Source organism: Neobacillus sp. FSL H8-0543, assembly GCF_038592905.1.
In the GTDB taxonomy this organism is placed as follows: Bacteria; Bacillota; Bacilli; order Bacillales; family Cytobacillaceae; genus Neobacillus.
On sequence record NZ_CP151943.1, the window covers coordinates 750698 to 763204 of the forward strand.

18 protein-coding genes are annotated in these 12507 nt (G+C 37.8%); 1 reads left to right on the forward strand and 17 read right to left on the reverse strand.

Annotated features, from left to right (window positions below; all coding sequences use genetic code 11):
* Positions 1-7: 7 nt before the first annotated feature.
* From accC to spoIIIAA, 10 genes are all read right to left on the reverse strand, one after another.
* Entirely contained in the window at positions 8-1363 is a 1356-nt protein-coding gene (accC, locus tag NSS81_RS03970) for an acetyl-CoA carboxylase biotin carboxylase subunit (protein ID WP_342432255.1), read from the reverse strand.
* Between the two features lie 15 nt (positions 1364-1378).
* On the reverse strand, positions 1379-1891 hold the full coding sequence (accB, locus tag NSS81_RS03975; RefSeq protein WP_342432256.1) for an acetyl-CoA carboxylase biotin carboxyl carrier protein: 513 nt from the start codon (positions 1889-1891) through the stop codon (positions 1379-1381).
* 218 nt (positions 1892-2109) lie between these two features.
* Positions 2110-2664: a SpoIIIAH-like family protein gene (locus NSS81_RS03980; protein WP_342432257.1), complete on the reverse strand. Its 555-nt coding sequence runs from the start codon at positions 2662-2664 to the stop codon at positions 2110-2112.
* A 15-nt stretch (positions 2665-2679) separates the two neighbouring features.
* Complete coding sequence (spoIIIAG, locus tag NSS81_RS03985) at positions 2680-3330, reverse strand: stage III sporulation protein AG (RefSeq protein WP_342432258.1); 651 nt, start codon at positions 3328-3330, stop codon at positions 2680-2682.
* Positions 3323-3952 (reverse strand): stage III sporulation protein AF, encoded by a 630-nt coding sequence (gene spoIIIAF / locus NSS81_RS03990; protein WP_342432259.1) that lies wholly within the window; start codon positions 3950-3952, stop codon positions 3323-3325. The genes spoIIIAG and spoIIIAF overlap by 8 nt, the downstream gene beginning before the upstream one ends.
* Positions 3953-3963: 11 nt before the next feature.
* The gene (spoIIIAE, locus tag NSS81_RS03995; protein ID WP_342432260.1) at positions 3964-5163 is read right to left on the reverse strand and encodes a stage III sporulation protein AE; all 1200 of its coding nucleotides are present in this window, start codon (positions 5161-5163) and stop codon (positions 3964-3966) included.
* Positions 5164-5200: 37 nt separating this feature from the next.
* Positions 5201-5590 (reverse strand): stage III sporulation protein AD, encoded by a 390-nt coding sequence (gene spoIIIAD, locus NSS81_RS04000; protein WP_342433927.1) that lies wholly within the window; start codon positions 5588-5590, stop codon positions 5201-5203.
* A 16-nt stretch (positions 5591-5606) separates the two neighbouring features.
* Positions 5607-5810, reverse strand: a complete 204-nt coding sequence (spoIIIAC, locus tag NSS81_RS04005) for a stage III sporulation protein AC (RefSeq protein WP_007084610.1) — start codon at positions 5808-5810, stop codon at positions 5607-5609.
* An 11-nt stretch (positions 5811-5821) separates the two neighbouring features.
* Positions 5822-6337 carry a stage III sporulation protein SpoIIIAB gene (spoIIIAB, locus tag NSS81_RS04010; protein WP_342432261.1) on the reverse strand — a complete coding sequence of 172 codons (516 nt, stop codon included), beginning with the start codon at positions 6335-6337 and terminating at the stop codon, positions 5822-5824.
* The gene (gene spoIIIAA, locus NSS81_RS04015; RefSeq protein WP_342432262.1) at positions 6338-7264 is read right to left on the reverse strand and encodes a stage III sporulation protein AA; all 927 of its coding nucleotides are present in this window, start codon (positions 7262-7264) and stop codon (positions 6338-6340) included.
* Positions 7265-7519: 255 nt separating this feature from the next.
* On the opposite strand from spoIIIAA, the gene NSS81_RS04020 reads away from it, so the two are divergent.
* The gene (locus NSS81_RS04020; RefSeq protein ID WP_342432263.1) at positions 7520-8134 is read left to right on the forward strand and encodes an SIMPL domain-containing protein; all 615 of its coding nucleotides are present in this window, start codon (positions 7520-7522) and stop codon (positions 8132-8134) included.
* Positions 8135-8207: 73 nt separating this feature from the next.
* On the opposite strand, the gene NSS81_RS04025 is transcribed toward NSS81_RS04020, so the two are convergent.
* From NSS81_RS04025 to NSS81_RS04055, 7 genes are all read right to left on the reverse strand, one after another.
* Positions 8208-8720: a TlpA disulfide reductase family protein gene (locus NSS81_RS04025; protein ID WP_342432264.1), complete on the reverse strand. Its 513-nt coding sequence runs from the start codon at positions 8718-8720 to the stop codon at positions 8208-8210.
* Between the two features lie 73 nt (positions 8721-8793).
* Positions 8794-8919, reverse strand: a complete 126-nt coding sequence (locus NSS81_RS04030; protein ID WP_342432265.1) for a CcmD family protein — start codon at positions 8917-8919, stop codon at positions 8794-8796.
* A gap of 12 nt (positions 8920-8931) precedes the next feature.
* Positions 8932-9693, reverse strand: coding sequence for a cytochrome c biogenesis protein (locus NSS81_RS04035; protein ID WP_342432266.1), 762 nt, complete (start codon positions 9691-9693; stop codon positions 8932-8934).
* Positions 9694-9696: 3 nt separating this feature from the next.
* Positions 9697-10371 carry a heme exporter protein CcmB gene (locus tag NSS81_RS04040; RefSeq protein WP_342432267.1) on the reverse strand — a complete coding sequence of 225 codons (675 nt, stop codon included), beginning with the start codon at positions 10369-10371 and terminating at the stop codon, positions 9697-9699.
* Positions 10371-11075 carry an ABC transporter ATP-binding protein gene (locus NSS81_RS04045; protein ID WP_342432268.1) on the reverse strand — a complete coding sequence of 235 codons (705 nt, stop codon included), beginning with the start codon at positions 11073-11075 and terminating at the stop codon, positions 10371-10373. The genes NSS81_RS04040 and NSS81_RS04045 overlap by 1 nt, the downstream gene beginning before the upstream one ends.
* Before the next feature lie 24 nt (positions 11076-11099).
* The gene (locus NSS81_RS04050) at positions 11100-12089 is read right to left on the reverse strand and encodes a hypothetical protein (RefSeq protein ID WP_342432269.1); all 990 of its coding nucleotides are present in this window, start codon (positions 12087-12089) and stop codon (positions 11100-11102) included.
* Positions 12086-12463, reverse strand: coding sequence for a hypothetical protein (locus tag NSS81_RS04055; protein WP_342432270.1), 378 nt, complete (start codon positions 12461-12463; stop codon positions 12086-12088). Before NSS81_RS04055 ends, NSS81_RS04050 begins: the two co-directional genes overlap by 4 nt.
* Positions 12464-12507 lie beyond the last annotated feature (44 nt).

Consider the following 12507-nt stretch of genomic DNA (forward strand, 5'->3'; position numbering starts at 1 on the left):
CCAGATATTAACTAGACTTCATCACATCATGTAACTCAAGAAACTTTGTGTTGAAATGTCCTTCAACGAACGTTTCATTCTCAAGTAATTTTAAGTGAAACGGAATCGTTGTATGAACACCTTCAATAACAAATTCACCTAGTGCACGTTTCATTCGTGAAATAGCCTCTTCTCTGCTAGCACCATATGTGATAACTTTCGCAATCATGGAATCGTAATAAGGTGGAATAGTATATCCTGGGTATGCAGCTGAATCGATTCGGACACCAAATCCCCCAGGTGGAAGGTACATATTAATCTTCCCAGCAGAAGGCATGAAATTCTTTTCGGGATTTTCAGCATTAATACGGCACTCCATTGCCCATCCAGTAAAAATGATATCCTTCTGTTTTATCATTAGCTTTTCTCCTGAAGCTACTCGGATTTGCTCTTTAATAAGATCGATACCTGTGACCATTTCTGTTACAGGATGCTCCACCTGTATTCTCGTGTTCATTTCCATGAAATAATATTTACGATTGCGGTAGTCATATATAAATTCTACCGTGCCAGCACCAGAATAATCAACTGCTTTTGCCGCTTTTATTGCCGCATTTCCCATTTCTTCACGAATTTCTCCATCTAATGCCGGCGAAGGTGTTTCCTCCAGCAATTTTTGCAGTCTTCGCTGGATTGTGCAGTCTCTTTCCCCTAAATGGACAGTGTTTCCGTAATTATCTGCCAGCACTTGAATTTCAACATGACGGAAATCCTCAATATACTTCTCTATGTATACACCTGGATTACCAAATGCCGTTAAAGCCTCCTGCTGAGTGATATTTAACCCCTTAATTAATTCCTGCTCATTCCTCGCAACCCGAATTCCTTTACCGCCTCCGCCTGCAGTTGCCTTAATGATAACAGGAAATTGTATTTTCTGCACAAGTTCAATGGCATCTTGTATATCATTTATGATTCCAGTTGAGCCAGGTACAATTGGCACGCCCGCTTCACGCATTGTTTCTCTTGCAATATCCTTTGTCCCCATCCTCGTAATGGCCTCAGGGCTTGGACCGACAAACGTTATATTACATTCACGGCAAAGTTCAGCAAAATCAGCATTTTCAGCTAAGAAACCATAGCCTGGGTGAATGGCATCACAGTCTGTAAGCTTGGCGACACTAATTAAATTTGTTACATTTAAGTAACTATCTTTGGATAATTTTGGTCCAATGCAATAGGCCTCGTCTGCAAGCTGCACATGAAGAGCTTCTCGGTCCGCTTCAGAAAAAACGGCGACGGATTCAATCCCCATTTCCCTGCATGCTCGTATGATTCTGACCGCAATTTCTCCTCTGTTTGCAATTAACAGTTTCTTTATCATCTGTGTTACCGCTCCTTATTCAGGCTTTACTAAAAATAAAGGCTGCCCGTATTCTACTAATTGACCATTTTTAACAAGTACTTCAACCACTTCACCATTAACTTCTGCTTCAATCTCATTAAACAACTTCATCGCTTCAACGATACACACGATTGAATCCTTCGTTACTGTCGAACCAGCTTTGACGTAAACATCTGCCTCAGGGGTTGGTGATCCGTAGAACGTCCCAACCATTGGAGAAGTAATCTTGTGTAAATTTGCTGTATCTGCTTGATTACTGGCTTTTTTTTCAGCCGCATCCTTTGTTACTTCCTGTACCGCTGCTATTGGAGTAACGGTCACTGTTGGGGCTACAGGAATCTCATTTACGGCCTTAGCATCATTTTGTACCTGTGTTACAGATGTTACATAAGATGTTGCATTTTTTTTCATCTTAATTTTCGAACCATCATTTTCATAAACGAACTCATCAATACTTGATTGATCCACCAATTTTATTAATTCTCTAATTTCTTGTACTTTTAACAATATTAACACTCCTTGTCCCGCTAAATTGTGACTAGCTACTAATACTATACGATAATACCTAGTAAAAGTTCAATACGCTAATTCTAGCTGTATAATATTTTATCCTTTTACTTCCTTCTTTTAGTTTAATATAATTTGAATAATTTGTGAATTCTGAAACCATTTAATTTTACTTAAACGCAGAAAGGAAGCCTAATGGCTTCCTATTAATGATAGGATTATTTTGCTGGCTGAAATTCTACTGCTACATAATTAGTATTTCCAATTTCCTTCTTAACCATTTTTATTATTTCATTTGCTGCAGCCTTAGAGTGCTCTTTATCAGACTTAACGGTAATCATAACTTGTTCACCATCTGCTCTAACTAGTGCATCCTCATAGCCTGATGCTCTTATTAGTGATTCAAGCATCTGTTCTTTCTGTGCGGTTTGATTTAATTTTTTCATCTGATCCATCGCTTCACTTCTTTCATCTGCAGGTAAATCAGTGGTTGCCACAACTGTACTTAATTCTTCTTTCAATTCACTGCGCTGATCTTCAAGTTTTAAACGTAGTGCTTCAAACTCTTCATCCCCTGCTGCCTCAGAAATAATTGAGTCAACATCCTGGTCTTCAGTTTCTGTTGCCGCCTGTTTTTGCTCATCTTTAACCTCTTCTTCTACACCTGCAAGTTCATTGCTTTTTTGTTCTGGAGAAGTAATGTAGTAGACCGATAATACAACCACCAAGCTTAGCATTGTTAATAACCATACCGTTTGTTTTTTTAATAGCATTTGTAAATCCCCCTTTTATTTTTTTGGCATTACTGCCACACGATGACTTGGTACTCCCAGTGCCCTAGTTACAGCTTCAACAATTAATTTTTTAACTTGGATATTTTCAGAACCCTGAGCAACTACCAGGACACCGCGTATTTCCGGTTTCTTGGTTTCTACAACAATTGGAACCTCTTTCTCTCCATCCCGAATAATAACAAGCTGTTCGTCTATTTGTGTATCCTGTACCTTACGCGTTCCGCCTTCACGGTCTGTTTCTTCGGTCGTCTGAGATTTCGAGACCCTATTTTTCTCAAGTACTTTTTTGTCTGTTGAATCAATATTGACAACCACTGTTACATCATTGATACCTAACATTTCTTCGAGCGCCTTCTTTAACTGCTTCTCATAAGATTCCTCATAATTAGTTATGGACTTATTATCGGAATTTTTATTTTGACCGAAGGCAGCCACTTCCTCAGGGTTCTCGGCAATATTTTTTATAGCAGGACTATCTAATGAACTAGACTTGCCTGTGAATAAAACATTGCCAACAACCATAAAGGCAGCGCCGATACATAGTACAAGTATAAGGTACTGATACCTTCCAGGTTTTTTCTCGGAATCTTCACCCTTTGAAAGCAAATTTTTGAGCCATGATAAGGGTCCTTTATTATTATCCATTTTTATTTTTTATCCCCCCTTCAACCGAAACCTCAATTGTTTTTTCTGTTACATCCCATTTTTGCGAAAGAAATGCGGCGATTTCTTTAGATTCTTCTGCTGAATTTTTAGATGGAAGAGGTGTTTCAGCACTAATGTCTACAGGTTGTATCGCTACAACTGCCATCACTTGGTTTTCTGGCGGTTTCAGAAGAACCGTAACCCTTTGGAGGTTTTCCGGGAATGATTGATCGCTTTCATTATTGGTTGTTAGTTCTATCTTGGCAATCTCCAGACCAAATTGCTCCATCAACTCCTCCTCGACTCCTTGTTCCAGCTGGACAGCCATTGTTTTTAAAATATATGCATTAGTTGAGGCTTGTATTTCTTTTTTCTTCAATTCTATTGAATTTTCCATATTTTTTTCTCCAGGTGTTTCCAAGAAAGAGATTGAAGCAAGTGTTGATTCAAAGTCCTTGGAGATTAATTTGAAAATGGGAGTGAGAATAATGGCAATCAATAACAGACCTGTAACCATCTTTGTATACTTTTGCATACTTGAATTAGGAAGCAGCATGTCAATAACCGTTGCCAACAGGATAAATAAAATGATATTTGTTACCCATTCGATTAAATAACTCATAAGACCCTCCCCTATCTCATCATCATTGTTAAATTTCCTGCGGCGATAATGACTGTAATGCTTAAAAAGAACATGAGCGAGACAATACCGAGGGCTGCAAAGACATAGATGACACTCTTACTAATAATGTCTAAGCATTTTATTACTGGTCCGCCTCCAAGAGGCTGTAAAATGGCCGCAGCCAATTTATAGATAAAAGCAATCATCAAAATTTTAATTGCTGGAAAAGCCACGATGATAAGCAGGATTGCCACCCCGGCAATGCCGACTGTATTTTTTAATAATCCAGATGCACTGACCACTGTATCTGCTGCATCGGTAAATATCCTGCCAATAACTGGGATGAAATTTCCTGTAACAAATTTAGCAGTTCTGATTGCTATGCCATCAGTTATCGCTGCAGATGCCCCTTGAACTGAAATAACTCCAAGAAAAATCGTCAAGAAGAGGCCCATTAGTCCGATGCTCCAATTTCTCAAAAGTTGGGCTAATTGTGTCACTTTATATTGGTCCGACATTGTACTAACAATACTTAACAAAGTAGCTAAGAATAGAAGCGGAAGAATGACATACTGCATAAATAAACCGCTTATATTCATTAGGAACAAAATAACCGGATGGAAGAAAGCTGCTGAAATCATTCCTCCAGAGGAGGCAATCAGTGCCAACAAGAGCGGAACTAGTGACAGTACGAATGAGATCATACTTCCAATTGCCTCATTCGTGTACTGAATAACCACATGAAAGCTATTTAGTACAAGAATGACAAGGACCATATAGACGATCGAATATGCCACTTTACTTATAGTGCTGTTTTCAAATGCATTTTGCATAGATTGCAGGAACATACTGAATATCGTCAGTAAAATTAGGGATCCGAGCAGTTTTCCATTAACTACAAATTCGTGAAATAAGAATTTTAAAATCCCTTTTCCCCATTCCTTAAAAGAGAATGTTTTTTCTCCCTTCACGAAATCATATAAACTCCCTTTTTGGCTTTCAGGAAGAAATCCCCCGTATTTACTTTGAACATCCTCCCAATATTGCTTAAGCTCGGTTAAATCCATTGTTTTAAGTTGAGCATCAACCAATTCCTGTGGTGAAAGAGGCGATGGTGTTTCATTTCCCTCTGTGTTAGCTTGTACATTTGAAGAAGTAAATAAAAAAAGTAAAAGAATGATAATAGGAATAAACTGCAGCCTTTGCTTCACCTTTTTCACCTCTTGGTTTTTGAAAGAAATTATCCAATTAGCTTGGAATGAGCTTGATAATGGTTTCAATCATAACGGTCAAAATTGGTATAGCCATCGCTAGAATTAGTATTTTGCCTGCTAATTCTATTTTTGAAGCTAGTGCACCCTGGCCAGCATCCTTGGTAATTTGTGCAGCAAATTCTGCAATATAGGCAATTCCTATAATCTTCAGGATTGTTTCTATATAAACCAAATTTACATTTGCATTCACCGCTAGCTTTTCAAGCATATGGATGATTTCATAGATTTTATCAATTAAAAAAAGAAAGATGACACAGCCTACAAATACAATTAAGAGGAAGGCAAAGTTAGGTTTTTGCTCCTTTATTATTAAAGCAAGAAAGGTTGCAACAAGAGCCACACCGACTATTTTAATAATTTCAATGGCAGAGCTCCCCCTTCTATTGAAATAAAAAGACTGATTTTATTTTCTGGAAGAGGTCATCCACAATTGAAGCAACCTGAAACAGGATATAGATAAAACCGAATAGTGTAACCCATTGGGCATATTCCTTTTTTCCGACTTGATCTAGAACGGTATGCAAAAATGCGACAACGATTCCCACTCCAGCTATTTTAAAAATGATATCGACTTCTAACCCCATTGCTTTTCCCCCTAAATTAATAAAATAATCAGTAATAATCCTGAGAAGAATCCTAAACTCTTGGCCATTTTTTCATACCTTACTTGCTTGTCAATTGCATCTGCTTCCTCCCTTTCCAAATGGGAAAGAGTTAGCATGATATGTTTTTGCTGGGAAAAGCGATCATGACGACCGAGGGTTTCTCCAAATTGCTTCATAATTTCAAATTCCCCTTGCTTTAAGGCTGTCTGTTTCCATACCTCATTCAAGCTGGCTTCCCATGCATCCTTTACAGTCGTTTCCGTATCTGTTAACTTCTTCGCAAAACCTTCGAAAAATGAGGAGAGAGGCTTTGTTAATTGAGCAGCTAATCTCCTAGCAGCTTCATGCAAAGGAGTATGACCATACATAATTTCAGCTTCTAGCGATTGCAGAGCGGATTTGAGTTGTCTTAGCTGTCTAGGGCGTTCACTTAGGTGTTTAGCGGCCTCAAACCCTGTCCAAGTGGTTGCAACAATGATAAAAATGGCACCAAGTAACTTAACCATTTACGTCACTCTCACTTTTTTGTGGTTCATTTCTTTTCCGTCTTCATCTAAAATATGTGTAACGGTTCCCGGCCCTGAAGCACGGTTTAAAACAATGAACCTTTGGAAAATCTTTTGGTCAATGATATTTTTTAATGAAGGTCTTTTCCTGATTTCATCCATACTGGACCCATGTGTGGTCATAATTAGCTTTATACCAGCATTTACGGCCTCTTGTATCGCTTCAGCATCCTCCGCCCGACCAATTTCATCAACCACTAAAACATCCGGGCTCATCGAGCGAATCATCATCATCATTCCCTCTGCTTTTGGGCATGCATCAAGGACGTCTACACGATGTCCAAACGACATTTGCGGGATTCCATTAACACAGCCAGCTATTTCTGACCGTTCATCAACAATTCCCACCTTGAAAGCCGGTATCTCCTTACGCTTATGTCCTGAAGAAATGATTCGGGCGATATCACGCAGCAACGTCGTTTTCCCAGTTTGGGGCGGCCCGATAATCATCGTATGCATCCAGGTATCCTTGAATAAATAAGGAGTAATCCATTCGGCAATTCCTAATTGTTCCTTAGCAATCCGAATATTAAATGAAGCAATATCCCTTATCGCTTTTACCATACCCTCTTCAAGAATGACCTTACCAGCTAGACCAATTCGATGCCCTCCAGAAACAGTTATATACCCTCGCTTTAACTCCTCCTCGAGCGTATAAATAGAGAACTGGCTAATCTTATTCATCAAATGGAAAGCATCCTCTTGCTGAATAATATACGGTAAAAATTTGGGGGCTCCCTTTAACATTATTTCTATCGGCCGATTAATTCGAATCCGAATTTCTTCCAACTCATCTTTTTGATCAGGAGGGATTTTACTAATAATGCTGGCAATATTTTTTGGTAAGAATTTTAGGATTGTTTCCACAAAGCTACCTCCTTGTGTTGCTTGTCTCATTAATTCAAATGTATGCTTTTCTGAAAGCAATATGACTTTCAAAAAGGCAATTCTTTCAAAAAGTCATATATTCTGTATTTCTATGCCCACATAACTAACTTGAGCGAGGCATACTTAAGGTAAGAGATTCGTATTTTAAAGAAAACAAATATTTTTTCAGGAGGGAAACCAATAATGTACTATCCAAACCAACGTAATATACAGTTTCATAGGAGTAATAATAGAATGATAGTGACTGGAGAGGGTCAAATTGCTGTTCAGCCTGACACAGCATCAGTGAATCTTGGAGTAATAACAGAGGATAAGGAATTGATTCCGGCACAGCAGCAGAATTCTATAACTGGAACACAATTAATCAATGCACTTGTATCCATTGGGATTGAAAAAAACAATATTAAGACGTTTGATTACCGGATAGAGTCAGATTACGATTATGATCAAGGGAAACAAATTTTTCGAGGATATAAAGTAACACATATTTTGCAGGTGAACATTGATGATTTATCAACTGTTGGCAATGTCGTAGATACAGCGGTTCAAAACGGGGCAAATTATATTGCGAATGTACAATTCACTGCAAAATCCAAAGAGTCCTATTATAACCAGGCATTATCAATGGCACTAAAAAATGCGGGTGAAAAGGCTAAAACAATTGCAAATACTATAAACGTATCATTATTCGTAACACCTGTCCTGGTTACTGAAGGCGGGGGGACAGTTCAGCCCTTCGAAAGCCAGCAAACTTTTGTAAAAGGAGTAAGTTCCACTCAACTAGAACCAGGGCAACTGGTGATAAAAGCAACTGTTTCTGCTGAATATAAATATAGTCCAAATTACTAAAAATAAAAAAAAGGATTGAAACACTTATGTGCATCAATCCTTTTAACGCATATTCTTAAAAACAAAAAAACTCTTATTTATCGTGCTTTTTTACCATTTCATATAATTGCATAGAGGTGACTGGACCGCTATGATGCTCTCTGACTACACCTTGTCTATCAATTATAATCGTTTCCGGCTGACCGGTAACATTATACTTTTTAGAAACCTTGTCGCTTGCATCAAATAAATAAACCGCTTGTGTTGGATATTTCTCGATAAATTTTTTGACCCTGTCCTTCGTTTCACCTCTGTTAATCATGATGAACTTGTATTGATCGCCGTAGTCTTTTGCAAAAAGCTCAAGCTCCGGTGCCTCATCCACACAAGGTGCACACCAGGTGGCAAAAAAGTTCATGACAACCATTTCACCTTTATAATCTGAGAGTACCGTATTCGTTCCATCTAAATTGGGCAGTTCAAAATTAAAGGCCTGATCTCCAACGTCCGTATTATCGCCGCCCTTACTTGCAATACTATATCCAAAAAAACCAAACATACCAATCAATAGAAACAACACGAGTAAATTGATGACCCGTCTGCTCATCCTCTTTCCCCCTGACACCGCTTATGTTTTATAGAAATAGCCTGTTATTGAAGTAACAGGCTATTTCGTTTTCTTAGTTATCTAGTTGTTTTAAAAACTCTATTTCCTTCTTAAGGTTGCTGTGACGCTTCCCAATAATTAACATATATCCGAAAATAACTAACCAGACAACTGAATATGCAGCATACATGAATCCCATAATAAATCCCTCCTAGTTTTCTAAGCTCTCACGTAATTTTTGTTTATATTGACTAACTTTTATTTTCATATTTTCAAAAGATACTCCCTTATGAAGCAAGTAAGCATAAAGGAATGTAAAGGCAGCAATTGAAACTAAAAGAGCAACTAGCATTGTATCTGAAATACCTCCACCCTCTTGTGAAGGACCGTCACCAAACACGATTGGGTGGAACTTTGATTGCCACCAGCGAATTGCAAAGAATACAATTGGAACGTCAGCAAAACCAATGATTCCAAATACTGCAGATAGTCTAGCTTTTTTATCCCAAGGACCATCCATTTGACGAACCATTAAATAGGCCATGAAAAGAAAGAAGAGGATTAGTGTTGTTGTTAAGCGCGGCTCCCAAGCCCACCACGTATTCCATGAAGACTTCGCCCAAATGGGTCCGGTTGTTAACACAATCAGTGTAAATACAACACCAATTTCAGCGGACACATAGGCATAGGTGTCAAAAATCCGCTTGCGTTTAATTAAGAATAAAATACTAAAAACAAAGGTAACGAAGAAAGCTAAAAATGCTGCCCATGCTGATGGAACATGCATATAAAAAATCTTTTGTACGGCTCCCATCGTCTTTTCAACCTCTGCATACATGAAAATGGTGTATATTGCAGCTAAGAAGGTAACTACCATGCAGCCATACAATATTTTCGTTAGCAAAGAACTTTTTGTCGGTGCCGCTTCTGTTGTAGGAAGGGGCGCTTGTTCTTTTTCGAGATTCATACTCATCTCTTAAACCTCCAGCACATATTCGATTAGTAAAAAACAAAGAACAAAGAAGATTACGTCATAAGCCGCGACCAATTGCATCCATGCAAGAGCATTCGGTAATTTCTCCATATTTGTTAGAATGATTTTTGTTGCTTGAGTAACACCTATTAAGATAGGACTAGTAATAGGAAACAGTAGTAGCGGGAGCAACATTTCACTGCTCTTCGAATTGGAAGCAAGTGCTGCTAAAAAGGTTCCAATTGCTATAAAGCCAAAACTGCCAATAAATAAAACTAGTATAAAATATAAAATACTGCCAGTAACTTCGAAGTCAAATAATAGGAATAGAAACGGTATCGAAACAATTTCAACAATCATGATCATCATGAAATTAGCGAAAAACTTTCCTAAAAAAATACTCGATGCATCCATTGGTGCAACCAATAACCCATGCATGGTGTCATTTCTTTGCTCAGATACCAGCGAGCGATTAAGGCCTAATATTCCTGAAAAAACAATGATAATCCAAACCGCTCCGGGAATAACAGCCTTTGTGGTGTTATTTGCAGGGTCAAATGCAAAGCTTAAAACTAAGATGACTAACCCTGCAAATATAATCATTGTCCCTAATACTTGTTTTGTTTTTAATTCTGAGAGTAAATCTTTTTGGGCAATTGTGAGGGCTGCTTTTAACATTATGATACTCCCTCCACTTGAAGCTGATATTTTTCGGAAACTTGCGTTAATGATTTATCATTTATTCTAAAATCATCAGCAATTTTTCCATTTTTAATGATAATTATGCGGTCACAAATTTCAGCTGCTTGTTTAAAATCATGTGTAACCATTAATGTTGTAGACCCTTTTTCTTTCATTGAGAGAATAACATTATTTAAAATAGAAATCGCACCTTGGTCTAAACCTGTATGAGGTTCATCCAGTAACAAAATTTTCGGTTCATGAATGATTGCTCGAGCAATCGCAATCCGCTGAATCATCCCACGAGAGAAATTCTTTACAGGGTCATTGATGAAAAAGGATAAACCTACTTCTTTTACAAGCTCAGCGGCTCTTTTATCAATATTTTTAACGCCATAAAGTTTTCCAAAGAAAATAAGATTTTCAAGCGGCGAATAGTGATCATAGAGTAAACTGGAATGCGGTAAATAACCAAATATCTTTTTTACTTCAATTTGATCTTTTTTTAAATCCAATCCGTTAATCTTTACCAAACCCGATGATGGTTTAATAAGGGTTGCAAGTACTTTTAATAAGGTACTTTTACCTGCACCATTTGGGCCGAGAATAGCAACCGTTTCACCTTGTTTAATTGAAAGGTCTATCCCCCTTAGTATTATCTTATTGTCAGCTTGCTTGATGAGCTTTTTAATTTCAATCATTTATAGTCCCTCGCATTCTGACCGTTACTCAACAAATTGGCGTAAATTCATTTTTACTTGAACTAAATGTTTCTTATACGCTTCTAGTTTAACTTGGTATTCCTCTTCAGACATCGTTCCATCACCGAAGTTTTCTTCTAATTCAAGTATTTTTTCTAGAATTGCCTTTTGCTTTGTCATTAAGAGTTTAAATGCTTGTTCATCCTTATCCGCTCCGAGGATTTCCTCTTGTTTCCTGGCTTTTATTCTAAAATAAGCATAATAAGAAATCCCTGCGATAATAATTGCTGATATTACAATTAAGAATACGTGTGGATCCCAATTCTTTAATGGAGATTGTGCCCACATTCTTAAGTGGCCAGGATTATGAAAATCTGGTGCAGCTTTTGTAACGACCCCAGTTGATTCTTTTTCTGTTACCGACTCTTGAACACTACTTGAAGATGGCTGTTTGTCTTTGTCATAGATCATAGTAAAGGTTTTGCCCGCTTCAATGCCTTCAACGCTGTATCCCTGGTAATTCTTATCGTCCATTTTGAAGAGTCCTTGATTAGTAGCCTCGATATTTTCAAATTCAATACTGCCCATTCCTTCAGGAACGAGAATCTGCATCATTTGGACAGGATAATCGATTGTTAAATTGATATCCTCTCCTTGTGCCATTCGATAGCTAAAAGGTAAGACCATGGTTTGATTGGCTGGAACAGGGTCTGTTGTAATAAATCCTGTATCAACCTGTTTTGCAGCAATTTTATTATCTAAAAAGGTAAAACCTAATGCCCCTTTAGGGAGATTAACATTTAATACGGCGTCACTTGTGCCATCGCCTTTATATATCTCACCTGAGGTATTTGTGAAGTTCACCATATTCATCAAATTAGTTGATCCATCTTCTGCAGGACTAACGACAAGATAGTGCATATCTACTGAAATCGCAGATTCCGATGCTGCTAATCCATTTATAGGGATTAACAGCATCAGCCCGAGGAAGAAAATTGTGATTTTCTTGATCACTTCTCTTCCCCCTTTTTCTTTTGATAGCTCTTCATTGTTGCTTCAATTTCACTTTCAACTTCAGCCATTATATCTTTATCAAACTTATTGCTGCTCAGTTCTAATTCTTCTTCCTTCATAATACCTACTACTTGTGCTTCATATTGTTTTTTCAAATTCTTATAATCAGCATGCGAGATTTTATCCATCTTGTATTCAAATTCCAATTCATTAAGCGTCGTCAAGAGTACTTCTTTGTCTGAGGCTGAGTCCTGGCCCTTTGTTGCAAAATGTAAATATGACTCCCAGGTAAAGAATGGTGCTAGGACCAGAAATAGACAGATTAGCACTAGAGCTGCGGTGAAAATCATTGGTATAACCGTGATTTCTTGCATTATGTTCACATCCTAAAGATACTTTTTGCGTTTCTTCATCATTC

Bases quoted from the DNA above. Each gene is read 5' to 3' on its own strand.
- accC (WP_342432255.1), bottom strand. From the start codon at position 1,363: ATGATAAAGAAACTGTTAATTGCAAACAGAGGAGAAATTGCGGTCAGA.
- NSS81_RS03980 (WP_342432257.1), bottom strand. From the start codon at position 2,664: ATGCTATTAAAAAAACAAACGGTATGGTTATTAACAATGCTAAGCTTG.
- spoIIIAG (WP_342432258.1), bottom strand. From the start codon at position 3,330: ATGGATAATAATAAAGGACCCTTATCATGGCTCAAAAATTTGCTTTCA.
- spoIIIAF (WP_342432259.1), bottom strand. From the start codon at position 3,952: ATGAGTTATTTAATCGAATGGGTAACAAATATCATTTTATTTATCCTG.
- spoIIIAC (WP_007084610.1), bottom strand. From the start codon at position 5,810: ATGGGGTTAGAAGTCGATATCATTTTTAAAATAGCTGGAGTGGGAATC.
- spoIIIAB (WP_342432261.1), bottom strand. From the start codon at position 6,337: ATGGTTAAGTTACTTGGTGCCATTTTTATCATTGTTGCAACCACTTGG.
- NSS81_RS04020 (WP_342432263.1), top strand. From the start codon at position 7,520: ATGATAGTGACTGGAGAGGGTCAAATTGCTGTTCAGCCTGACACAGCA.
- NSS81_RS04025 (WP_342432264.1), bottom strand. From the start codon at position 8,720: ATGAGCAGACGGGTCATCAATTTACTCGTGTTGTTTCTATTGATTGGT.
- NSS81_RS04030 (WP_342432265.1), bottom strand. From the start codon at position 8,919: ATGGGATTCATGTATGCTGCATATTCAGTTGTCTGGTTAGTTATTTTC.
- NSS81_RS04035 (WP_342432266.1), bottom strand. From the start codon at position 9,693: ATGAGTATGAATCTCGAAAAAGAACAAGCGCCCCTTCCTACAACAGAA.
- NSS81_RS04040 (WP_342432267.1), bottom strand. From the start codon at position 10,371: ATGTTAAAAGCAGCCCTCACAATTGCCCAAAAAGATTTACTCTCAGAA.
- NSS81_RS04045 (WP_342432268.1), bottom strand. From the start codon at position 11,075: ATGATTGAAATTAAAAAGCTCATCAAGCAAGCTGACAATAAGATAATA.
- NSS81_RS04055 (WP_342432270.1), bottom strand. From the start codon at position 12,463: ATGCAAGAAATCACGGTTATACCAATGATTTTCACCGCAGCTCTAGTG.